19 protein-coding genes are annotated in these 21,756 nt (G+C 65.9%); 3 read left to right on the forward strand and 16 right to left on the reverse strand.

Translation table 11 applies throughout. From position 1 onward, the window contains the following. Positions 1-92: 92 nt before the first annotated feature. The 5 genes from ACZY0R_RS23035 to ompR form a co-directional block, all read right to left on the reverse strand. On the reverse strand, positions 93-614 hold the full coding sequence (locus ACZY0R_RS23035; protein ID WP_488861481.1) for a carboxymuconolactone decarboxylase family protein: 522 nt from the start codon (positions 612-614) through the stop codon (positions 93-95). Positions 615-755: 141 nt separating this feature from the next. Next, positions 756-1,304: a peroxiredoxin gene (locus tag ACZY0R_RS23040; RefSeq protein WP_045241706.1), complete on the reverse strand. Its 549-nt coding sequence runs from the start codon at positions 1,302-1,304 to the stop codon at positions 756-758. 289 nt (positions 1,305-1,593) lie between these two features. Further along, positions 1,594-2,895 (reverse strand): MFS transporter, encoded by a 1,302-nt coding sequence (locus ACZY0R_RS23045; protein WP_488861483.1) that lies wholly within the window; start codon positions 2,893-2,895, stop codon positions 1,594-1,596. A gap of 677 nt (positions 2,896-3,572) precedes the next feature. Continuing rightward, positions 3,573-4,922, reverse strand: a complete 1,350-nt coding sequence (locus ACZY0R_RS23050; RefSeq protein ID WP_045241704.1) for an ATP-binding protein — start codon at positions 4,920-4,922, stop codon at positions 3,573-3,575. Positions 4,923-4,935: 13 nt separating this feature from the next. Next, positions 4,936-5,658: an osmolarity response regulator transcription factor OmpR gene (ompR, locus tag ACZY0R_RS23055; RefSeq protein ID WP_006576352.1), complete on the reverse strand. Its 723-nt coding sequence runs from the start codon at positions 5,656-5,658 to the stop codon at positions 4,936-4,938. Positions 5,659-5,914: 256 nt separating this feature from the next. Here ompR and ACZY0R_RS23060 point away from each other — a divergent pair, with 256 nt between their 5' ends. After that, the gene (locus ACZY0R_RS23060) at positions 5,915-6,241 is read left to right on the forward strand and encodes a hypothetical protein (RefSeq protein ID WP_488861488.1); all 327 of its coding nucleotides are present in this window, start codon (positions 5,915-5,917) and stop codon (positions 6,239-6,241) included. Between the two features lie 160 nt (positions 6,242-6,401). Here ACZY0R_RS23060 and ACZY0R_RS23065 read toward each other — a convergent pair whose 3' ends face one another. The 4 genes from ACZY0R_RS23065 to hpnD form a co-directional block, all read right to left on the reverse strand. Next, entirely contained in the window at positions 6,402-6,632 is a 231-nt protein-coding gene (locus ACZY0R_RS23065) for a hypothetical protein (RefSeq protein WP_488861490.1), read from the reverse strand. Next, on the reverse strand, positions 6,610-6,894 hold the full coding sequence (locus ACZY0R_RS23070; RefSeq protein WP_488861492.1) for an SMP-30/gluconolactonase/LRE family protein: 285 nt from the start codon (positions 6,892-6,894) through the stop codon (positions 6,610-6,612). The genes ACZY0R_RS23065 and ACZY0R_RS23070 overlap by 23 nt, the downstream gene beginning before the upstream one ends. Positions 6,895-6,987: 93 nt before the next feature. Next, on the reverse strand, positions 6,988-8,277 hold the full coding sequence (locus ACZY0R_RS23075) for a Zn-dependent hydrolase (RefSeq protein ID WP_488861494.1): 1,290 nt from the start codon (positions 8,275-8,277) through the stop codon (positions 6,988-6,990). A gap of 132 nt (positions 8,278-8,409) precedes the next feature. Next, positions 8,410-9,246: a presqualene diphosphate synthase HpnD gene (hpnD, locus tag ACZY0R_RS23080; protein WP_488861496.1), complete on the reverse strand. Its 837-nt coding sequence runs from the start codon at positions 9,244-9,246 to the stop codon at positions 8,410-8,412. Between the two features lie 598 nt (positions 9,247-9,844). Here hpnD and ACZY0R_RS23085 point away from each other — a divergent pair. Next, the gene (locus ACZY0R_RS23085; RefSeq protein WP_488866112.1) at positions 9,845-10,972 is read left to right on the forward strand and encodes an efflux RND transporter periplasmic adaptor subunit; all 1,128 of its coding nucleotides are present in this window, start codon (positions 9,845-9,847) and stop codon (positions 10,970-10,972) included. Between the two features lie 10 nt (positions 10,973-10,982). Then, complete coding sequence (locus tag ACZY0R_RS23090; RefSeq protein ID WP_488861498.1) at positions 10,983-14,108, forward strand: efflux RND transporter permease subunit; 3,126 nt, start codon at positions 10,983-10,985, stop codon at positions 14,106-14,108. Positions 14,109-14,163: 55 nt separating this feature from the next. Here ACZY0R_RS23090 and ACZY0R_RS23095 read toward each other — a convergent pair whose 3' ends face one another. The 7 genes from ACZY0R_RS23095 to ACZY0R_RS23125 form a co-directional block, all read right to left on the reverse strand. Further along, positions 14,164-14,574, reverse strand: coding sequence for a DUF3830 family protein (locus ACZY0R_RS23095; protein ID WP_488861500.1), 411 nt, complete (start codon positions 14,572-14,574; stop codon positions 14,164-14,166). Between the two features lie 33 nt (positions 14,575-14,607). Next, complete coding sequence (locus ACZY0R_RS23100) at positions 14,608-15,798, reverse strand: amidase (protein WP_488861502.1); 1,191 nt, start codon at positions 15,796-15,798, stop codon at positions 14,608-14,610. Between the two features lie 111 nt (positions 15,799-15,909). Then, positions 15,910-16,893 carry an ABC transporter ATP-binding protein gene (locus tag ACZY0R_RS23105; protein WP_488866114.1) on the reverse strand — a complete coding sequence of 328 codons (984 nt, stop codon included), beginning with the start codon at positions 16,891-16,893 and terminating at the stop codon, positions 15,910-15,912. 55 nt (positions 16,894-16,948) lie between these two features. After that, the gene (locus ACZY0R_RS23110) at positions 16,949-18,022 is read right to left on the reverse strand and encodes an ABC transporter ATP-binding protein (RefSeq protein ID WP_488861504.1); all 1,074 of its coding nucleotides are present in this window, start codon (positions 18,020-18,022) and stop codon (positions 16,949-16,951) included. Positions 18,023-18,026: 4 nt separating this feature from the next. After that, entirely contained in the window at positions 18,027-18,914 is an 888-nt protein-coding gene (locus tag ACZY0R_RS23115) for an ABC transporter permease (protein WP_488861506.1), read from the reverse strand. 26 nt (positions 18,915-18,940) lie between these two features. After that, entirely contained in the window at positions 18,941-19,891 is a 951-nt protein-coding gene (locus ACZY0R_RS23120) for an ABC transporter permease (RefSeq protein WP_488861508.1), read from the reverse strand. A 144-nt stretch (positions 19,892-20,035) separates the two neighbouring features. After that, positions 20,036-21,613 (reverse strand): ABC transporter substrate-binding protein, encoded by a 1,578-nt coding sequence (locus ACZY0R_RS23125; RefSeq protein ID WP_488866116.1) that lies wholly within the window; start codon positions 21,611-21,613, stop codon positions 20,036-20,038. Between the last annotated feature and the right edge of the window lie 143 nt (positions 21,614-21,756).

Here is a 21,756-nt window from a genome sequence, read left to right on the forward strand (position 1 = left end):
GTGGCGGGGCCCGTCGGCATGACGCCGCGGGGCCCCGTGGACGCATCATGAAAGCCGGGCCGGCGCGTGCCGGCCTGCGGCCCTGTGCGGCCTTATTCCGCGGCGATCACATTGGCGGCGGCCACTACGACGGCAGCAATGCGGCCCACGTCGCGCAGTTGCTGCGCGGTCATGCCTTGCTCGTTCTTGAGCAGCGCGTAGTGCGACTTGATGCAGAAATGGCACTTGCCGACGATGGAGGCAGCCAGCGCATACATCTCGAAGCGGCGCTTGTCCACGCCGCCATGCGTGGCGTACGCATTCATGCGCAGGCCGGCCGGCTGGGTGGCCAGATCGGGGTCGTCCGCCATTTCAACGAACGGATACCAGACGTTATTCATCCCCATCAGCGCGGCGGCGGTCAGCACCCCGTTGGTTTCCTCGGGCGACAGCACGCCGGCATTGCGGATCGCATCGACGATCACGCGGCTCTTGGCGGCAAACGCCGCAGCCATGGCTACCGCTACCGCATCGTTGCCCTCGAGTGAGGAGCGGGCGATGGTGCCGTCAAGGTTCAGGCGGATGTCCTTGGCGTAGTCTGGGATGAGGCCTTTAATCGTGCTGAGGAATTCCATATAAATCTCCTATCGATAGGGGCTCAAAAAACCCGCCAGAGCGGGTTTCGAGGTGCGGGCCGGGGCCCGCCGCGCAATTCGTCACAAACCACCGGCCATTCAGCACCGGCAGTTTGTTTAGCATGCCAACTGGTCGACAGCTTACAGCGTGGAGCCGCCAACAGCGCGGTTGCACGGGCACAGCTCGTCGGTTTGCAGGCCGTCGAGGATACGCAGCACTTCGTCCGGGTTACGGCCGACGTTCAGGTTGTTCACCGACACGTGCTGGATGACATTGTCCGGATCGACGATGAAGGTAGCGCGCAGTGCGACGCCGGCAGCGTGGTCACGCACGCCAAGCTGGTCGATCAGCGAGCCGGTCACGTCGGCGAATTGCCATTGGTTCAGCTTGTTCAGGTCCTTGTGCTCACGGCGCCATGCCAGCTTCACGAACTCGTTGTCGGTCGAGCCGCCCAGCACGATCGCGTCGCGGTCGGCGAAGTCGCCGTTCAGCTTGGCGAAGGCAACGATTTCGGTCGGGCACACGAAGGTGAAGTCCTTCGGGTAGAAGTAAATGATCTTCCACTTGCCTTCGAACGATTTTTCGGTGATGTCTTCGAAGGCCGACTGGCCGTTCTCTTCATGGTTGTTGAAACCCGGCTTGACACCGACGACGTGGAAGGCTTCGATCTTGTCACCAACGGTCTTCATAGACTGCTCCTGGATACGGTTGAAGAGAGACGCTCGCGCTGCCAGCCAGGCCTTGAGGCCCGGGCTGCCGCGCAAGGAACATGGATTATGCGTCATCCCCGGAGGCGGGGCTAATTGATATTCTCAAAGAGCCCGATAGCCAGGCGCGGGGAGCCGCGCGTCCGGCAGCACGCGCGCCGATCGACGATGGTGGCGGCGCCATGTTGCGGCGCGATGTCAGCCGCCTCCGCCGCTCGCGCAGCCCTGCCGGAAGGGGGAGTCTACCTCAGCAGGGCCGCCGTGGTGTACCTCAGACCGTCCTGGCCACCGGTTCGGCATAGACGTGCTGCCGTCCGCCGCGGAAAATCACCAGCGTGGCGATAAGCCCGCATGCAGCGGCGAACATCAGCCACAGGCCGGGCGCGGCCTTGTTGCCGGTGCTGTGGATCAGGTAGGTCGAGATGGCCGGCGTGAAGCCGCCGAACAAGGCCGTGGCGAGGCTGTAGGCCAGGGAGAAGCCGGCAGTGCGCACTGCGGGCGGCATCACTTCGGTCAGCGTCACCACCATCGCGCCGTTGTAGCTGCCATACAGGAAGGACAGCCACAGCTCGACCATCAGCAGGCGGCCGAAAGACGGCTCGGCCACCAGCCAGGACACTGCCGGATAGGCCGTGAGCAAGGTGAGGATGGTGAAGATCACCAGCAGGGGCTTGCGGCCCACGCGATCCGACAAGGCACCCATCAGCGGCAGCCAGATGAAGTTGGACAGCCCCACGCACATGGTGACGATCAGGTTGTCCACGTCGTCGAGCTTGAGCACGGTCTTGCCGAAGGTCGGCGTGTAGGCGGTGATCATGTAGAACGACACCGTCGTCATCACGACCATCATGCAGCCGGCGATGATGATGCGCCAGTTCTCAAGCATCGAGCGGTAGATCTCGCTGATGGCGGGGCGATGCTTGCGCGTCTTGAATTCCTCGGTTTCTTCCAGCGAGCGGCGGATCAGGAACAGGAAGGGCACGATCAGGCAGCCGATCAGGAACGGCACGCGCCAGCCCCATTCACCCATCTGCTCGGGCGACAGCATGGCATGCAGGACCACGCCGAGCAGGCCGGCAAAGATCACCGCCACCTGCTGGCTGGCCGACTGCCAGGCCACGTAGAAGCCCTTCTTGCCGGGCTTGGCGATCTCCGCGAGGTAGACCGATACGCCGCCCAGTTCCACCCCGGCGGAGAAGCCCTGCAGCAAGCGGCCCGCCAGCACCAGCAATGGCGCGGCCACGCCGATCGAGGCATAGCCGGGCACGCAGGCGATCAGCAAGGTGCCCAGCGCCATCAGGACCAGGGTCAGGATCAGCCCCTTGCGGCGGCCGTGATGGTCGATATACGCGCCGAGGATGATGGCGCCGAGCGGACGCATCAGGAAGCCCGCGCCGAAGGTCGCGAGCGAGAGCATCAGCGACGCGAACTCGTTGCCGCTGGGGAAGAACGTCTTGGCGATGGCGGCGGCATAAAAGCCGTACACCATGAAGTCGTACATTTCCAGGAAGTTGCCGCTGACGACGCGGAACACGGTGCGGAACCCGTGTTGCTGGGTGGGGGAGTTTGACATTTGGCTGTCTCTCGCGATGCCGCCGGTTGGTTCCGGAGGCTTGATTTTGGTCGGCTGCCAGCCAGGATTCGGGATCAGCTATGCGGGGGACTGGCCTTGGCTGGGCTTGGGTTTGGGGGTGTCCTGCTGATGGCGGCAAGTTTGCGCCAGGGGGGCTGTCATTACGCTGTCAAATGGCTTTCAGTTTGATATCAAATGCTGTCGAAAGCCTGTCACTGGAGGGGGCGGTGGGGTGTTGTTGGCGTTTGTGATTTAACGTCAACTGCAACTGCTTAACTTCAAAGTCAACGGCTTAAAGTCAAAGGCAGTTTCACCTCCCCTGCGGGGAGGCGACCTACTTTCTTGTCTCGCCAAGAAAGTAGGCAAAGAAGGTGACCCGGATGGGGCGAAAGACTCCTCGTCGTCGGACCAAAAGAGCGGCCGGGACCCAAACTCCCATCGCCTTATGGCGATACTCAAACATGGGTCCCTCTTTTCCGCTCTTTTGGCCCGACGACGAGGCGCCCCATACGGGATGGGCAAACCTTCACGGCTCGCTTCGCATCGCGGGATGGTGTGGCCCGCCCCTCGGGCGCTTCACACGGCTAAACCGAATCGTGGATCGGTTGCGGCGCTCCGATTTGAGATTTTGCGCAGTGCGAACGCTGGGGTTCGCGGTCGGCTTGCCAGTGCGCGCTTTACGCCCGACGGAAAAATGCGCTGACCACCAAGCCCGTAGCCGGCGCTGGCCGGTTCGCCAACATCAATCGCCCGCCATTCCGCTGCAGGATACGGTTGACAATCGACATCCCCAATCCCGCCCCCTTCGCTTCGCTGCGCGCGCCATCCAGTCGGTAGAACGGCCGCGTCAACAAAGGCAACTGGGCTTCCGGCACACCATTGCCATGGTCGGCCACCGTCAGCACGGCTTCTTTGTCTTCTATCCGCGTACTGATCTCGACGACCGCCACCCCGTTGTCCTCATCCTTGGCATAGCGCCGCGCGTTTTCAACGAGGTTGTCGAGGATGCGCTGCACTTCCATGCGGTTGGCAACGGCCATCACGGGGGCGCTGGCGCGTACATGCACGCGCACATCGTCGTGCGCGCCATAGACGCCGACAGCGTCCTGGACAAGGGCGGACAGGTCGACTGGTTCGACGGTCTCCAGCGCCGGCCGGGCGTAGTTGAGGAATTGCCCGATGATGGCGTCCATCTGTTCGACGTCGGCGATCATGGCTTCCCGCGTGGTGTCATCCACGGGCGACATTTCGGTTTCCAGCCGCAGCCGCGTGAGCGGTGTGCGCAGGTCGTGCGAAATGCCGGCCAGCATGACCACGCGGTCGTCGTCGAGCTGGCGCAGGTCGCGCACCATCTGGTTGAAGCTGTGGTTGGCCTGCGCCACTTCGCTGGCGCCGTGCTCGGGCAGGGTGGGCGGGTCGCCCCCGCCGCCGATGGCGCGCGCCGCGTTGGCCAGACGCTTGAGCGGGTGGTTGACCAGCGACGTGATAAAGGCGGCGCCGATGATCGACAGCAGCAGCGCGGCAATACTCCACCAGAGCCACTGGATGCCGGGCACGCGTTCGAACCGTTCGGGGCTGATCGCGACCCAGTAGTCGTCGCCTTCGATCTCGAAGCTGACCCAGACACCCGGTATGTCGTTCACCGTGGTCGCGATCACGGTGCCTTCGCCTAGCCGGCTGCGAATCTCCTGCTGCACCAGTGGGGTCAGGAAGGGGTTTGTCGTCGCTACGGTGAAATCGTCGTCTTTCTCGCGCGGGTAGACCTTGATGCCTTCGTTCTGCACCAGGTCGAGCAGCAGGAAGCGCCGCCGCGCGGGGTCGGAATAGAGCAGGGCTGCGCGCGTGAGCTTGACCACGCTGACCACCTGCATGGCGACCTGCTGGGCGCGCGGAGCGCGTTCGAAGAGCCGATAGCTCTGGAACCAGATACCCAGCGAGATCGCCAGCAAGAGGGCGATCAGCATGAAAGTTCGCCAGAACAGCGAACCGAACAGGCGCGTAGCCGTGCGGCTGATGACAGTCGCCACGATCCGCGGCGCCTTACTTCACGCCATCGGGGATGAAGACGTAGCCGAGGCCCCAGACCGTTTGTATGAAACGCGGGTTGCCCGGATCGGGCTCGATGAGCTTGCGCAGGCGCGAGATCTGCACGTCGAGACTGCGGTCGAATACCTCGTACTCGCGGCCACGCGCCATTTCCATGAGCTTCTCGCGCGACAGCGGCTGGCGCGGATGCCGGGCGAAGACCTTGAGCACCGAGAACTCGCCGGTGGTCAGGGTGATCTCTTCGTCGTTCTTGGTCAGCGTGCGCGTAGCAAGGTTGAGCACGAAGTCGCCGAAAGCGAAGGTTTCCGGCGTTTCGGAGGGCGCGCCTGGGACTTCGGCGGGGCCCTTGCGGCGCAGCACCGCGTGGATCCGCGCAATCAGCTCGCGCGGGTTGAAGGGCTTGGGCAGGTAGTCGTCGGCACCCATCTCGAGGCCGACGATGCGATCGACATCCTCACCCTTGGCGGTAAGCATGATGATGGGCGTCTGGTCGTTGGCGCCACGCAGCCGGCGGCAGATCGACAGGCCATCCTCGCCCGGCATCATCAGGTCGAGTACTAGCAGGTCGAAACGCTCGCGCAACCAAAGCTTGTTCATCGCGGTGGCGTTTTCTGCTACCAGTACCGTGAAGCCCTGTTCGCCAAGGTAGCGGCGCAGCAGGTCGCGCAGACGGGGGTCGTCGTCTACGACGAGAATCTTGTGACTGGTATTTTCCATGGCGGTATCTTAGCGACAAACGCTTTCGGTCAAAATGGCTTAACAAAAGGTTACATACTTTACCGCGTGGTATGCGGGCGCGCATCTACCCTGCGTTTACACTGCCGCATACCGTTTCCGCAGCCAGTCCCACGGGGTTTTCGTGGGTTTCCGCCGTGAAAACTCACTGCCATGAGGCGGCGAGGCGGAGCTACCGGATTTCCGGCTTCCGGAGGTTCTGCCACTGCCGCTTCCGAAGCCAAAACCGCCATTATCAATGAAAGTCACCCGCAAGCGCGCCGGGCGTACCCTTTACCGCGCCGGCGCGGCTGTCGCGCTGCTGCTTGCCGCCAGTGCGGGACACCCGCAATCGCCCGGCATGGCGCACTTGCTGCCTGGTTCCGGCAAGGCCGGAGCCCGTGATGGCGGCCTGCACAACGGGCAAGATGAGGCACGCGCGCGCGCCGGAAAGTACCGCACCGAGCGCGATCTGAACGAGCGTTTGCCCCGCGCACTCCCAAACGACAAGCTCTCGCCGGACGAGCGGCGCAAGCTGCGCCAGAATCTGTATGAACTGGGGCGGGAGATGTACCAAGGCGGCTAGGCTGCACATATGACGCAGCTTGGCACAGTGCGCGGCATCCGGGTATCGGGGTGCGTCCTACTTCTGGCCTGTACGCCCGCCCGCAGCCGCCGCAGGCGTCCAGCCCGCGGCGTCCCGCTCCTCCCCAAGACTTTCCCGCCGGTTGCCGTGCCGGCGCCTTTCAGGGCAGGCCAGCGTGCGGCACTTCCACTTCGGTCATCAGGATATGGCCCAGGCGGGAGGCGCGGCGCTCGGCCTCATCGAAATTCGGCGCCGCGGCAAGGAACAGCGTGGTGCCTCGCGGGCCACCCAGGGCTGCGGCGGATATGCCCGTCCCGCAGGCGATCTCTTCAGCGATACGGTCGCCGGGCGTCACCCGCAATACACGATTACCGATAGGACAGGTCGGCATGCACGCTGAGGCTGCCGTCCGGTTCGCGCCGCAGCAGCTTGCGGTCGCGCATCGAGACGATCAGCAGGCGCCCGTCCGGCAGCCAGCCCAGGCCCGAAGGCTGCTGCGGCACCTCGGCGATCGGCTCGACGGTGCCATCCAGGCTCACCGCCGTTACCCTATGCGCGTAGAAATCCGAGAGCCAGAGCCGGCCCTCGTGCCAGCGCGGCCCTTCCAGGAAGGTGTGTCCCTCGGTCAGTAGCGACATTTCGCGGCGCGCCATGCGTGTCTCCTTTGTGATCTTTCGATCTTGTGATTGGATGTGCCTACATCCAATACGATTTGTGCCGGGATCGCAAGCGTGCCGCAGGGGGTGTCAGGCGCGGGGCTGGAAATGCCGCAGGAAGTCGACGAAGGCCTCGGCGGCCTGCTGGGCGTCGTCCGCGGTGATGGTCTCAAGCGGGTTGTGGCTGATGCCGCCATTGCCGCAGCGCACGAAGAGCATCGCCACGTCGGTGATGCGCTGCATCATCATGGCGTCGTGCCCCGCGCCCGAGGGCAGCTCATAGGCTTGCAGGCCGCGCTTTTTCAGCACGGCGCCAAACTGGTCCATCAGCCAGCGCGCGCAGGGCGCGTTGTTCACCGGCGGCACGCGTTCCACCTCGGCAACGAGGCCGCGGCGCGTGGCGATCGCATGGATGCCGGCCACGATGTCGGCAATGGCGGCCTCGCGGATGCCATCCTCGCCAGCGCGGATGTCCATCGAGAACACGCATTCGGCGGGGATGACGTTGCTTGAGCCGTTCGGCACCTGCACCTGGCCCACCGTGCCGACCAGCGTAGGGACCTCGGCGCAGCGCCGTTCCACCAGCAGCACCATTTCGGCGGCGGCCGCGGCGGCGTCCTTGCGCATGGTCATGGGGGTGGTGCCGGCGTGGCTGGCCAGACCTTGCACGCGTACCTGGAAGCGGCTGCTGCCTGCAATCTGCGTGACCACGCCGAGCGGCAGGCCGTGGTGCAGCAATACCGGGCCTTGCTCGATATGGACTTCGACAAAGCCATGCAGGGTAGCGGGGTCCACCGCCGCGGCTTGCAGGGCTTCAATGCTCCCCGCGCCCGGCAGGCCGGAGGCGGCCAGCGCTTCTCGCAGCGTCACGCCATCGGTGTCGGTGCGGTCCAGCAAAGTCGGGTCGAAGCGCCCGGCCAGCACGCTGCTGGCCAGGAAGCTGGTCTTGAAGCGCAGCCCTTCCTCTTCGGCGAAACCCACCACATCAAAGTGATAGGGCAGGCGGATGCCGGCGGCATTGAGCGCGCCCACCACGGCAACCGGCAGCAGGATGCCGAGCCGGCCGTCATAGCGGCCGCCGTTGCGCACCGTGTCGAAGTGCGAGCCGGTCATCAGCACGCGCGCCGCATCGGCCACGGCCGCATCGGCCACGGCCGGATCGGCGGCATAGCGGCCGATCACATTGCCGATGGCATCGATGCGAACCTGCATCCCCGCCGCCTCCATCCATTCGGCCAGCCGGTCCTGCGCGGCGCGGTGGGCGGGGGTCAGGTAGGCACAAGTCAGGCCACCCTCCATGTCCGAGAAGCGCGCCAGGGCGGCAGCCTGGTCAAGAATGGCCTGGCCAAGCGGAAAGGGGGGCTGGGGAGATTGGGTCATGGCAGTTGCGCGGAAGGGAAGGCAGGGACGATGCGGAAATCCGCGCGCCCGGAAGCGGGCGTGCGGACTCGTGATGATACCGGGCAAGCGCCGCCAGATGCCCGTCGCGCCCGGCTGGTGCTCAGGCGGCAGTCAGCGATTGCCCATCCAGGTCTTCCATGCGATCCACAGCTTGCGCATCGGCGTCAGCGAGATGCGCTGGTTCAGTACCTGGAAGCCGCTGGCCTCGACTTCATCGAGCAGTGTCTGGTAGATCGCGCCCATCACCAGGCCGGCGCGCTGGGCGCGGCGATCGGCGCGGGGCAGCAGCGCCAGCGCTTCCCGGTAGAGCGTGCGGGCCTGTTCGGCCTGGTGGCGCATCAACGTCACGAAGCGGTCCGAATGGGTGGCCTGGTTGATCTCGGAGACGGGTACCTGGAAGCGCTGCAGCGTGTTGACCGGCACATAGATCCGGCCGCGCCGGGCGTCCTCGCCGACATCGCGCAGGATATTGACCATCTGCAGCGACAAGCCCAGCTTTTCCGCGAATTCGAGCGTGCGCGGATCCTGGTAGCCCAGGATGCGCGCGCTCATGGTGCCGACCACGCCGGCCACGCAATGGCAATAACGCGCGAGCGCGATGTCATCAAGGTAGCGCGACTGGGTCAGGTCCATCTCCATGCCTTCGAGCACTTCGCCGAACATCGACTGCGTCAGGCCGTATGCCTGCACGTGCGGCTGGAGCGCCTTGGTGACGGGGTGGGTGGGTGCGCCATTGAACATCTGGCCAAGCTCGCTGCGCCACCAGGCCAGCTGTTGGTGGGCAACGCTGGCGTCCTGGGTGTCGTCCACCACATCGTCGACTTCCCTGCACCAGGCGTAGAGCGCGGTGATGGCCTGCCGCCGCTCCGGCGGCAGGAACAGGAAGCTGTAATAGAAACTGGAGCCGCTCTGCGCGGCTTTCTCTTGGCAATACTGATCGGGCGTCACGCCGGTCTCGGGTCGGTGATTGGGGGCTTTATGCCTGCTGGCGTCGCGGCGGCCTGCCTGGCGGAGCATGGGGTGCCGGCCTGGGGTGCTATCGGCAGCACGCGTTTTCGCGGGGCGCGCCATGGCAGCGCCGAGAGCCGGGAACGTGGGCGAAAGCCGCCCCGCGATTCGTGGCGAGGCCGCGCGAGCGACGGGCCGGATTGTAGCATTTGCCCTCTAATGGCCTTGCGGCGCGTCATCGGCGCTAGCCAGCAGCGATGGCTGGCGCGGCAGGCGCGCGCCAGCCGGCAACGATGGCGTCTGCGACATTACGCCGCGCCACGCACCGATTTTTGCGCCACATTGGCTCGCAGGCTTGTTTGTTACCTGAATAGTGCTTTTTTCGATACATGCTTTGCCGGGGTGGTTTGACGCATTCGGGTGGTCCCCTATATATTGCTGACCGGCGAGTTATTAACTGACGAGCCGCTTTCCGCAGTGCCCGCTGTTTCACCGATTCCTCGCTTAACTCATGCCAGTGCCTTCTCCCAGGCCGGAAGTTGCGGCCGTCGATGTGCCTTTTTCCACTCTGGTGGATGCCAGCGGGGCTGCTGCGGCGATGGCGGATACCGCTCGCCGCGCGCTGCCGGCCCGCGCGCGGCTCATGGTGCCGGTACTTGCCGGCCTGCTGGTGCTGGGCGGCTGCAATCGCCAGCCCGAGCGCCCACCTGAAATCCGCCCCGTGCGGTTGATGCAGGTGCAGCCCGGCGCGGGCAAGACCGATCTCGAGTTCTCCGGCGACGTGCGGCCCCGGATCGAATCACGGCTGGGCTTTCGCGTTGGGGGCAAGATCGCTGCCCGCCTGGTTGATGTGGGCGCCACCGTCCGCAAGGGCCAGCCGCTCGCACGGCTCGATCCCACCGACCTGAGCCTGGCGGAAGCGGGCTCGCGTGCCCAGTACGACGCGGCCAAGACCGATCGCGACCTCGCCGAGGCCGATCTCAAGCGTTACAACGAGCTGTTTGCCAAGAAATTCATCAGCGCCGCCGAGCAGCAACGTCGCCAGGCTACCTATGACTCCGCCGTCTCCCGCCTGCGCCAGGCCGAGGCCGGGCTGCGCAACCAGTCCAACCAGACTGCCTATGGCGTCCTGACCGCCGACGCCGACGGCGTGGTGACGCTGATCGAAGCGGAGGTTGGGCAGGTAGTCGCGGCAGGCCAGTCGGTTGTCCGCGTGGCGCAAACCGCCGAGAAAGAGGTGGCGGTCGGGTTGCCGGAAGACCAAGTCGAGCGCTTGCGCGGCGTTTCCGACGTGACGGTGCGGACCTGGGCCGAGCCCGGCCGTCCCCTGCCAGGCCGCGTGCGGGAGATATCCCCGATGGCCGACCCGGTTACGCGTACTTATGCGGCCCGCATCAGCGTGCCCAACCCGCCGCCTGACTTCAAGTTCGGCATGACCGCCGTGGTGACATTCACCCGCACTGGCGACAACGCCACGCTGCGCGTGCCGCTTTCCGCGCTGCTGCAGCAACAGGGCAGCAACCAGGTCTGGGTGTATGACGCTGCGGCGGGCACCGTGCAGCCGGTCGCGGTCACCCTGGGCGAACTGCAGGGCAACGAGGTCCAGGTCAGGCAGGGGCTGTCCGCCGGGCAAACCATCGTCACCGCGGGCGTGCACCTGCTCAAGCCCGGCCAGAAAGTGAGGCCGCTGCAGGCGGTGGCGTCCGCGCCGGCCGTGCGCAACTAGGGCGCGCAGCATGGACCATTCCCGTTTCAATCTCTCCCGCTGGGCCCTGGAGCACCAGCCGCTGACCCGTTACCTGCTGGTGGTGCTGCTGCTGGGCGGGCTCTTTGCGTTCTTCCAGCTCGGCCAGGACGAAGACCCGCCCTTTACCTTCCGGGTGATGGTGGTGCAGGCGTTCTGGCCCGGCGCCACCGCCGAGCAGATCGCGGTGCAGGTCACCGACAAGATCGAGCGCCAGTTGCAGGAAGTGCCCTACGCCGACAAGATCCGCAGCTTCTCCAAGCCCGGCGAGACCACGGTGATCTTCCAGCTCAAGGACATCGCGCCGGCAAAGGACACCGCGCAGATCTGGTACACGGTGCGCAAGAAGGTCGGCGACATCGCGCAGACGCTGCCGCCGGGCGTGCGCGGGCCGTTCTTCAACGACGAGTTCGGCGACGTGTACGGCTCGATCTACGCGCTGTCCGCCGATGGCTTCAACTACAAGGAACTGCGCGAATACGCCGACCTGGTGCGCCAGCAACTGCTGCGCGTGCCGTCGGTGGCCAAGGTCGCGCTGATCGGGCTGCAGGACGAGAAGGTCTATATCGAATTCAACCAGGCACGCTTTGCCCAGCTTGGCCTGGACATCAATGCAATCGCGGACCAGATCTCCCAGCAGAACAGCATGACCGCCAGCGGCGTGCTGGTGACGCCCGGCGACAACCTGCAGGTGCGCCTGTCGGGACAGTTCGCCAAGGTGGCCGACCTGGAAAACCTGGTGCTGCGCGGCCCCAACGGCACTGCCAACATCCGCCTGGGCGATATCGCCCACGTCTACCGCGGCTATGTCGATCCGCCGGCGAGCAAGATGCGCTTCCAGGGCAAGGAAGTGATCGGGCTGGGTATCTCGATGGAGAAGGGCGGCGACATCATCGCGCTGGGCAAGAACCTGCGCGCCGCGACGGATGGCTTGCGCGGGCAGTTGCCGGTGGGCATCGAGCTGGATCAGGTGCAGAACCAGCCCGACGCGGTCGAGCGCTCGGTCGGCGAGTTCGTGCACGTTTTGATCGAAGCGGTGGTGATCGTGCTGGGCGTGAGCTTTGTCTCGCTCGGCCTGCATACCAGGCCGCTGCGGCTGGATGTGCGGCCGGGGCTAGTGGTGGCGCTGACCATTCCGCTGGTGCTCGCCGTCACGTTCCTCTTCATGAACATGTTCGGCATCGGCCTGCACAAGATATCGCTCGGGGCACTGATCGTGGCGCTCGGGCTGCTGGTCGACGACGCCATCATCGCGGTGGAGATGATGGTGCGCAAGCTGGAGGAGGGCTTCTCCAAGATGGAGGCGGCCACCTTCGCCTACACCTCCACCGCGATGCCGATGCTGACCGGCACGCTGATCACCGCCGCCGGCTTCCTGCCAGTGGGGCTGGCGCGTTCGACCGTGGGCGAGTACACCTTCGCCATCTTTGCCGTGACCGCGATGGCGCTGGTGCTGTCCTGGCTGGCCGCTGTCTACTTCACGCCCTACCTGGGCTACCTGCTGCTCAAGTCCCGGCCGGCCGGCGAGGGCGAGCAGCATGAGGTATTCGACACGCCGTTCTACAACCGCTTCCGCCAGTTGGTGAACTGGTGCGTGACCTGGCGCAAGACGGTGATCGTCATTACCCTGGTGGCCTTCGGCCTTGGCCTGTACGCCTTCAAGTTCGTCGAGAAACAGTTCTTCCCGGATTCGAGCCGGCCGGAGCTGATGGTGGAATTGTGGATGCCCGAGGGCACCAGCTTCGCGCAGACCGAGGCCGAGGCCAAACGCTTCGAGGCCGCGCTGCGCGGGGACCGCGAGATCGCCAGCCTGACTACGTTCGTGGGCAGCGGCGCGCCGCGCTTCTACCTGCCCCTCGACCAGATCTTCCCGCAGACCAATGTGGCGCAGGTGATCGTGATGCCGGCCGGGGTGGCACTGCGCGACCGCGTGCGGCAGCGCGTCGTCAGCCTGCTGGCGAGCGATTTCCCGCAGTTGCGCGGACGCGTCAAGCTATTGCCGAACGGGCCGCCGGTACCTTATCCGGTGCAGTTCCGGGTCATCGGGCCGGATGCCGCCGGCGTGCGCAAGCTGGCCGACGAAGTCAAGGCCGTGATGAGCGCCAACCCGAACACGCTGGGCGTCAATGACAACTGGAACGAGAGCGTCAAGGTGCTGCGCCTGGATATCGACCAGGACAAGGCACGCGCGCTCGGCGTCAGCACCATTGCCATCGCGCGCGTGACGCAGACCGTGCTGAGCGGCGTGGCCGTGGGGCAATATCGCGATGGCGACAAGCTGATCGACATCCTGATGCGCGCGCCGCGCAACGAACGCGACGCCATGTCCGACCTGCAGAACATGCAGGTACCCACCGCCAGCGGCCGCGTGGTGCCGCTGACCCAGGTAGCGCGCATCGCCTTCCGCTCCGAGCCTGGCGTGATCTGGCGCGAGAACCGCGACTTCGGCGTGACCGTGCAGTCCGATGTGGTGGAAGGCATCCAGGGCCCCACCGTGACGGCGCAGATCAATCCCAGGCTGGACAAGCTGCGCGCCACGCTGCCGGCGGGCTACCGCATCACCGTGGCCGGGGCGGAAGAGGAAAGCGGCAAGGCGGGCGCGTCGATTGCCGCGCAGTTGCCGCTGTGCATCTTCATCATCTTCACGCTGCTGATGCTGCAGTTGCACAGCTTCTCGCGCTCGCTGATGGTGTTCCTGACCGGACCGTTGGGGCTGATCGGGGCGGCCGCCACGCTGCTGCTGCTGAGCGCGCCGATGGGCTTTGTGGCGCAGCTTGGCATCACCGCGCTGCTGGGCATGATCATCCGCAACTCGGTGATCCTGGTCGACCAGATCGAGCAGGACATCAGCGCGGGCGCGCCGGTCTGGGAAGCCATCGTCGAGTCAGCCGTGCGTCGCTGCCGCCCGATCATCCTGACCGCCGCGGCTGCTGTGCTGGCCATGATCCCGTTGTCGCGCTCGGTGTTCTGGGGACCGATGGCGGTGGCGATCATGGGCGGGCTGGTGATTGCCACGGCGTTGACGCTGTTGTTCCTGCCGGCGCTGTATGCGGCGTGGTTCCGGGTGAAGGCGCCGGAGCCGGTGAGGGTGCCGGGGACGGCAGTGCTGGCGCGCTGAACATGCCCTGGATCGTGCTCGGACGGCTGACGCCGCCGAGCACGCATCGCGCGCCTTACATCAACTCAAAACTCACATCCTGCGCCCCTTCCCACAGCACCTTGGTGCCCAGCGCGCGCAGGTTCTCCTTGCCTTCCACGATCGTCAGGAAATGGTTGCCCGCCAGTTGCCCCATCTTGCTGGCGAAGCAGCAACTGCCGTACGCCAGGATGATCTCGGTTTCGCTGTAGCCGCCGGGGTAGAACAGGATGTCGCCCACCGACGGGTGGCTGGTGTGGTTCTCGAAGTCCACGCCCAGCTTGAATTCGCCCAGCGGAATCCAGCGGCCTTCGCCACTCCAGCGCACGTGGATCAGCTTTTGCCGGTAGGGCAGCAGCTTGGTGAAGGCCGCCACGGTCTGTGGGGCATCGGGATTGGTTTCGGCGACAAACTGGTAACCGCCGGCGGTGATACGAATTCGGGCCATTCAGGCTCTCCTTGGGGGAATCGGGGTAGTGGTTCAGCTTAGTGCCATCACCAGCTTTTCTGCAAATGCAATCAGGCTGCGGTCGCTGCCGGCGGGGCCCATCAGCGAGATGCCGAGCGGTGCGCCGGCGCGGCTGGCCAGAGGCAGGCTCAGGTGGGGAAAGCCGGACAGGGGCGCCAGGCAGAGGGTCTGGGCGGAGCGGTTGCGGTAGGTTTCCAGTTCCTCGCCGGCGGCGTCCGACAGGGGCGCGATGTCCGGCATGGTCGGCAGGATCAGGATGCCGTCGTTGCCGAGCAGTGCCGCGAGGTGGGCGGTGAAGGCGCGGCGGATGGCACTGGATGCTTCGAACTGCGCGGCCGTGACGCTCTTGGAGAAGGCAAACCGTGCGGCCACGTCCGGGCCGAGCTGCAGGCCGTACTGTTCGATCATGGCGCCGTCGGTTTGCCAGGCTTCCCAGCCCTGCACGTAGCGGAAGGCCCACCAGATCTCTTCCAGCGCGCGATCCGCGACCGTGACGGGGGTGGCTTTGCCAAAGGCGGCCTCGATGCCGCCGACCACCGGCAGCAGCGCGTCCAGCGCGGCAGGGGTGGGCATGCGGAACAGGTCTTCGGCGAGCAGCAGGCGCGGGCTGGCGGGCAGCGGCCTTGCATCGTCCCCGAGCAGTACTTCGGCCACGCGCGCAAAGGTGCCGATGTCGCGCGCGAAGAAGCCGCAGGTATCGAAACTGTCACACAGGGCGAGGCATTGCGCGAGCGAGATGCGTCCGTGCGTGGGGCGGATGCCGAACAACCCGCAATGGCTGGCCGGGGCGCGCACCGAGCCGCCGGTGTCGGTGCCCAGCGCGAAGTCGCAAAGCCCGTTGGATACCGCCGAGGCCGAGCCCGACGACGAGCCGCCGGTGATGCGTCCCGGTGCCGCGCCGTTGACCGGCGCGCCGTAGTGGGCATTCTTCCCGTTCATCGAGAACGCCAGTTCATCGGTGTGGGTCTTGCCGACGAAGGCGGCGCCGGCGGCAAGCAGGCGCTGCACGGTTGGGGCGGTGGCGGTCTTGATGCCTGACATCGCCAGCACATGGGGGTTGCCCCCGCCGGTGGGGTAGCCGGCCACGTCGAACAAGTCCTTGGCGGCGAAGGTGAGGCCGGCGAGCGGCCCGCTCGCGGCGTTGGCGACCGGCGCTGCCGGGTAGGGAAGGAAGGCGTGGGAGGGATGGCTGGCCAGGTTCATGGATGCGGTTAGCGGTGGGGAAGCAATCAGTAAAGGTGATATTGGCACGGACTGCACGGCGGGCAAGGCATGCAACTTGTGAACCGTGCGCTCATGACCGGAGCGCACGGCTCAAGCCACGGCCTGCGCGACGGCAACTGGCCCGGCGGCCAGTACGCAGCTTACGCGATGACCGCCGCCCAGCGCGACGCTCTGCGGCACCGCCTCCAGGCATTGCGCACTCGCATGCGGGCAACGCGGGGCGAAGCTGCAGCCGGGCGGCAAGGCGGACAGGTCGGGCGGCGAACCGGCAATGGTCTGCAGCCGCTGGCCCCGATCCATGCCGTGCTGGCGGCTTTGCAACAGTGCCATGGTGTACGGATGACGCGCGGCCCGCAGGATGGTGCGGATCGGGCCCTCCTCGACAATGCGCCCGCCGTACATCACGGCCACGCGGTCGGCGATCTCCACCGCCGCGCCGATGTCATGGGTGACGAACACGATCGACAAGCCCAGCTCGCGCTGCAGTTCCCGCAGCAGGATCAACACCTGGATCTGCACGGTGGCGTCCAGCGCGGTAGTGGGCTCGTCGGCCAGCAGCACCTTTGGGTTGGCCGACAGCGCCAGCGCGATCATGGCGCGCTGGCGCATGCCGCCGGACATCTCGTGCGGATAAGCCGCCAGCCGCCGCTCCGGGCTGGGAATGCGCACCGCCTCCAGCGCCCGCAGCGCGCGCTGGCGCGCTTCGGCGGCGGACACGCGGGCATGGGTGCGAATGCACTCGATGATCTGCTGGCCGACCGTGTAGACGGGGTCCAGCGCCAGCAGGGGCTCCTGGAACACCATCGCCACCGTGCCGCCGCGCAGGCGGGCCAGCCCGCGCGAATCCAGCGCGGTGACGTCGACGCCGTCGATGCGGATCTCGCCTTCCATGCGGGTGCGGCGCGGCGGATGCAGCCGCATCAGCGCACGCAGCGTCACGCTCTTGCCCGAGCCGGATTCGCCGATCAGGGCGAGCGCCTCGCCCGGCGCAACTTCCAGCGATACGCCGTTGACGGCGCGGATGGTCTTGCCGCCGCCGGAGAAGGTGACGCGCAAATCGCGCACCGATACCATGGGCGCGGCAGTTTGCGGTTCTGGAGTGTGATTGGATGCAGTCACGATGAGGCCCTCAAATCGTTGCAGCGAGCGGACTGGCGCCCGCCGGCATCTGCCGGCTGTGGCCGCCGCCGGCGTTGGCCATCAGGCAGGCCACGGGATGCCCGGCCAGCGTATCCGACAGCACCGGCGCGCGGCGCGAGCACACGTCTTCGGCCATGGCGCAGCGCGGATGGAAGCTGCATCCGGACGGCGGGTTGATCGGGTTGGGCGGATCGCCCGCCAGTGGCGCGACCAGCGTACGGTGGTCCGGATCCATTGCCGGCATCGAGGCCAGCAGCGCGCGGGTGTAGGGATGCGATGGGTTGGCGTACAGCGTCTCGATATCGCCCACCTCCACCACCTTGCCCAGGTACATCACCATCACGCGGTCGCACAGGTAGCGGATCACGTTCAGGTCGTGGCTGATAAAGACATAGGTGAGGTCAAACTCGGCCTTGAGGTCGAGCAGCAGGTTCAGCACCTGCGCTTCCACCGATTTGTCGAGTGCCGACACGGCTTCGTCGAGGATCACCAGGCGCGGGCGCAGTACCAGCGCTCGCGCGATGTTCACGCGCTGGCGCTGCCCGCCGGACAACTCGTGCGGATAGCGTCCGGCGAAGCGCGCCGGCTCCAGGCCCACGCGATCCAGCAGGGCGCGCGCACGCGCGGTGGCTTCGGCGGCGCTGATGCCGTGCACGCGCGCCGTAAAGGCAATGGATTCCTCGATGGTAAGGCGCGGGTTGAGCGAGGAGTAGCTGTCCTGGAAGACCATCTGCACCTGGCTGCGGTAGCGCTTCATGGGCAACTGCGCCGATCCGACGCCCAGCGCATCGAAGATCAGCTCACCCCCGTTCTGCTCGATCAGCTGCATAAGCAGCCGCGCCGTGGTGGACTTGCCGCAGCCGGATTCACCGACCACGCCCAGCGTTTCTCCCTTCCTGACTTCGAAGCTGACGCCATCGACGGCGCGAACCTCGCCGCCACGCTGCCAGGGCAGCTTCGATTTGAGCGGAAAGTGCTTGATCAGGTCGCGCGCGATCACCAGCGGCTGCGCCGGGCCGCCCACGTCGGTATTGAGCAGGGTAACGGTCATGGCATCGGTCATGGCATCAGTCCTTGATTTCCATCGCCGAGCGGATGCCGTCGGCGAGCAGGTTGAAGGAGATCGAGGTCAGGAAGATCATCGCGCCGGGCAGGGCGGCAACCCACGGCTGCGTATAGATCGCCGTGCGCAGCGTGTTGAGCATCAGGCCCCATTCCGGCTCGGGCGGCTTGACGCCAAGGCCCAGGAAGGACAGGCCCGAGGCCAGGATCATCGAGACCGAGATCAGGCTGGTGGCATAGACAAAGATCGGGCCCAGCACGTTGTTGAGCACATGGGCTCGCACGATGGTCAGCGACGACGCGCCCGAGGCGCGTGCCGCGTCGACGAACTCGCGGTTGCGTACCTGCGTGGTCACGCTTTCCGCCACGCGCACGATCTGCGGCACGAACACGATGGTCAGCGACAACAGCGCATTGCCCACACCCGCGCCCAGCGTGCCCGACAGCGCGATGGCCAGCAGCACCGAGGGGAAGGCGTACAGGATATCGACCAGCCGCATGATCACGGTATTGGTCCAGCCGCCGGCGTAGCCCGCCACGATGCCCAGCGCGCTACCGACCACGAAGGCGATGAGCACCGGCGTAATGCCCATGAACAGCGACAGGCGGGCACCCAGCATCAGGCGGGACAGCATGTCGCGCCCGAGTTCGTCGGTGCCAAGCAGGTAGTGCTCGGTGCCGAAGGGCTTGAGGCGCTTGAGGATGGAAGCGGCGTAGGGATCCGCCGGCATCAGCACCGGCGCGAAGATCGCCATCAGCACCAGCGCCAGCAGGATCAGCGCGGCCAGCATGGCCAGCTTGTTGCGCAGCAGGCGCCGGCCTACGGTGGTCCAGTAGCCTGGCGAGCGCTGCACGACAGGCAGCACGGCGGGCTTCGTCAAAGTCATTTCCATGGGGACTCCCGGTTTCCTTGATGGCGTCAATTACGCTGGATGCGCGGGTCGAACAGGGTTTGCAGCGCATCGACCAGCAGGTTCAGCAGCACGAAGAACACGGCGAGCACGAGGATGGTCCCCTGCAGCAGCGGGAAGTCGCGCTGGAAGATCGCCGAGTTGAGCAGGAAGCCCGTGCCGGGCCAGGAGAACACGGTCTCGATCAGGATGGAGCCGCCCAGCAGGTAGCCGAGTTGCAGGCCCATCACCGACAGCGCGGTAGGCGCCACGTTCTTCAGCACATGGCGGAACACCGCCAGCTCCGACAGGCCGCGCGCCTTCAGGCCGACGATGAATTCATTGGAGAGGATTTCGGCAACGAGCGCGCGGATGGTGCGGGCCACGATGCCCATCGGGATCACCGACATCGTCACCGCCGGCAGCACCATGTACTGGATATGTTCCCAGTCCCACGCCCAGTCACCAGAACCACCCGGGCCCGCACCCGTGGCGGGCAGCCAGCCGAGGAAGACCGAGAACACGATCACCAGCACCATGCCCAGCCAGTAGTGCGGCATGCTCACGCCGAACACGGACAGGAAGGAGGCGGTGCGATCCGCGGCGGAATCGCGGAAGTAGCCGGCCACGAAGCCGAACAGGCAGCCGAAGGTAAAACCGATCAGCGTGGCCACCGCGGCCAGCCGGACCGAGTTGATCACCGCCGTCATCACTTCGCTCATCACCGGGCGGTTGGTGGCGATGGAGGTGCCGAGGTCCCCATGCATCGCGCGGGTTAGCCAGTGCAGGAATTGTTCGAGAAAGGGTTTATCGAAGCCATACAGCGCGGTGAGCTGGCGGCGCAGGTCCTCGGAAGCATCGGGCGGCAGCACCGACACCAGCGGGTCGCCCGGCGCGATATGGACCAGCGAGAAGCAGAGCAGGGCGACCCCTAGCAGGATGGGGATTGCATAGATGAAGCGGCGGAGCAGGTAGAACATGATCGTGGCCGGGAAGGCAGGCGCGGGCGCCTGCCGTGGTTTGCGGGGTGCCTGGCCGATGCGTGCCGGCCGGACATTCTCTTGCTTGCGCTGTGCGTGGCCGGCCCGGGACCGGCCGCGCACGCGAGCCGCGCAATGCGTTGCTTAGTCCATCGACATGGTGGCGATGTCGATAAACCAGCTCTGCGGCTGCACCACGCCCTTGACCTTCCTGGAGATGGCGCGCGGGCCCACGTCATGCGCGATCAGCACGAAGGGCGCTTCTTCCACGATGCGCGCATGCAGCTTGGCCAGCGCCGCGTCGCGCCCCTTGTCGTCAAACGAGGTGCGCGCGGTTTCGATCAGCTTGTCGAACTCCGCGTTGCCGAAGTAGCCCCAGTTGTTCGAGACCGGCGGCTGCGTCTTGGTGCTGACAAAGCGGACCATGGCGAAGAACGGGTCCATCGCCGCAAAGCTCACGTTGACCGCGTTGGCGCCGTGCGCGCTCGGATCCTTGGCGCCGATGCGCCAGTTGGTGAAGAGCGTGTTCCATTCGACCACGTCGAAGTCGACGTCGATGAAGCACTCCTTCAGGTTCTGCTGCACGTACTCGTTCATTGGCAGCGGCTGCATCTGGCCCGAGCCCGAAGCCGAGACCTGCACCTTCACCTTGAGCGGCCTGGCGGCGGAGTAGCCCGCTTCCTGCATCAGCTTGCGCGCGGTGTTGGCGTCGTACTTGATATCGAACTTGGGATTGCCCCACCACGGGTTGCCCGGTTCGACAATGCCCTTGGCCTCGGCCATATAGCCGCCCAGCAGTGTCTTCAGGCCGGAACGGTTGACACACAGGTTGGCGGCTTGCCGCACGCGCTTGTCGAGCCAGGGCGATCCGGGCGCGAACGACAGCTGCCACGGCCACATATGCGGTTGCGCGTTGGCGTAGACTTCGAAGCCGCGGCTCTTGATCTGTGCCACCGCATCCGGTGCCGGCGCCTCGATCCAGTCGACCTGGCCCGACAGCAGGGCGGCGGTGCGCGCATTGGCCTCGGGCATCGGCTGCATCACCACCTTGTCGATCCTGGGCACGCGCCTGGCGTCCCAGTACTGCGCGTTCTTCACCAGTTCAAGCCGCTCGCGCGGCACGAAGCGGCTCATCTTGAACGGGCCGGTGCCCGAGGCGTCGGCGGCGAAGGCTACCCACGCTTGCTTGGAACGCTCCGCCGGATCCGTCACCGAGGCCGGTACCGCAGCGAGCTTCTTCTCCCATTGCGTGGGCGAAGCCATGAACAGGTTGCTCAGGTTGTACGGCAGGAAGGAGTCAGGCTCCGAGGTGATCAGCTCAATGGTCAGGTCGTCGATCTTCCTGGCCGAACGCAAGGTGGGCATGCGCGAGGCGGTCACGCCAACCTGGCTGGGATCGAACTGCTTGGCGGTCTTGTCGAGCACCTTGCCCACGTTCCACGCCACGGCATCCGCATTGAACGGCGAGCCGTCGTGGAACTTCACGCCGGGGCGCAGCTTGAAGACCCACCTGGTCTTGTCCTTGGCATCGACTTTCCATTCCGTGGCCAGGTCGGCAATCAGCAGGCTGGGGCCGCTGCCCTTCGAGAGATCCCACTGGGTCAGCCCGTCGTACATCGGGATGCCGGTAAAGCGGTTGCCTTCGAAGCCCTGGTCGGGCTGGCCCAGCGTGCGCGGGATATCGGCGGCGGTCATGCCGATGCGCAGCACCTTCTCGGCCATCGCTGTGCCTGGCAACGCGAGCAGGGAGACGGAGGCAATGGCAGCGGCGGCAGCGAAGGTTTTCAGGCCGGGTTTCACGCTTCTTACGGAGTCGGAAGAAAAAACGGTCACGGGCAAGGCTCCTGGGTGGGGGAAGGGTAGAC

This window comes from Cupriavidus sp. F041, from assembly GCF_057814235.1.

Excerpts from the sequence above, each read along its gene's own strand:
- ACZY0R_RS23035 (WP_488861481.1), bottom strand. The coding sequence starts at position 614 with ATGGAATTCCTCAGCACGATTAAAGGCCTCATCCCAGACTACGCCAAG.
- ACZY0R_RS23040 (WP_045241706.1), bottom strand. The coding sequence starts at position 1,304 with ATGAAGACCGTTGGTGACAAGATCGAAGCCTTCCACGTCGTCGGTGTC.
- ACZY0R_RS23045 (WP_488861483.1), bottom strand. The coding sequence starts at position 2,895 with ATGTCAAACTCCCCCACCCAGCAACACGGGTTCCGCACCGTGTTCCGC.
- ompR (WP_006576352.1), bottom strand. The coding sequence starts at position 5,658 with ATGGAAAATACCAGTCACAAGATTCTCGTCGTAGACGACGACCCCCGT.
- ACZY0R_RS23060 (WP_488861488.1), top strand. The coding sequence starts at position 5,915 with ATGAAAGTCACCCGCAAGCGCGCCGGGCGTACCCTTTACCGCGCCGGC.
- ACZY0R_RS23065 (WP_488861490.1), bottom strand. The coding sequence starts at position 6,632 with ATGCCGACCTGTCCTATCGGTAATCGTGTATTGCGGGTGACGCCCGGC.
- ACZY0R_RS23070 (WP_488861492.1), bottom strand. The coding sequence starts at position 6,894 with ATGGCGCGCCGCGAAATGTCGCTACTGACCGAGGGACACACCTTCCTG.
- ACZY0R_RS23075 (WP_488861494.1), bottom strand. The coding sequence starts at position 8,277 with ATGACCCAATCTCCCCAGCCCCCCTTTCCGCTTGGCCAGGCCATTCTT.
- ACZY0R_RS23085 (WP_488866112.1), top strand. The coding sequence starts at position 9,845 with ATGGCGGATACCGCTCGCCGCGCGCTGCCGGCCCGCGCGCGGCTCATG.
- ACZY0R_RS23090 (WP_488861498.1), top strand. The coding sequence starts at position 10,983 with ATGGACCATTCCCGTTTCAATCTCTCCCGCTGGGCCCTGGAGCACCAG.
- ACZY0R_RS23095 (WP_488861500.1), bottom strand. The coding sequence starts at position 14,574 with ATGGCCCGAATTCGTATCACCGCCGGCGGTTACCAGTTTGTCGCCGAA.
- ACZY0R_RS23100 (WP_488861502.1), bottom strand. The coding sequence starts at position 15,798 with ATGAACCTGGCCAGCCATCCCTCCCACGCCTTCCTTCCCTACCCGGCA.
- ACZY0R_RS23105 (WP_488866114.1), bottom strand. The coding sequence starts at position 16,893 with ATGGTATCGGTGCGCGATTTGCGCGTCACCTTCTCCGGCGGCGGCAAG.
- ACZY0R_RS23110 (WP_488861504.1), bottom strand. The coding sequence starts at position 18,022 with ATGACCGATGCCATGACCGTTACCCTGCTCAATACCGACGTGGGCGGC.
- ACZY0R_RS23115 (WP_488861506.1), bottom strand. The coding sequence starts at position 18,914 with ATGGAAATGACTTTGACGAAGCCCGCCGTGCTGCCTGTCGTGCAGCGC.
- ACZY0R_RS23120 (WP_488861508.1), bottom strand. The coding sequence starts at position 19,891 with ATGTTCTACCTGCTCCGCCGCTTCATCTATGCAATCCCCATCCTGCTA.
- ACZY0R_RS23125 (WP_488866116.1), bottom strand. The coding sequence starts at position 21,613 with ATGGCCGAGAAGGTGCTGCGCATCGGCATGACCGCCGCCGATATCCCG.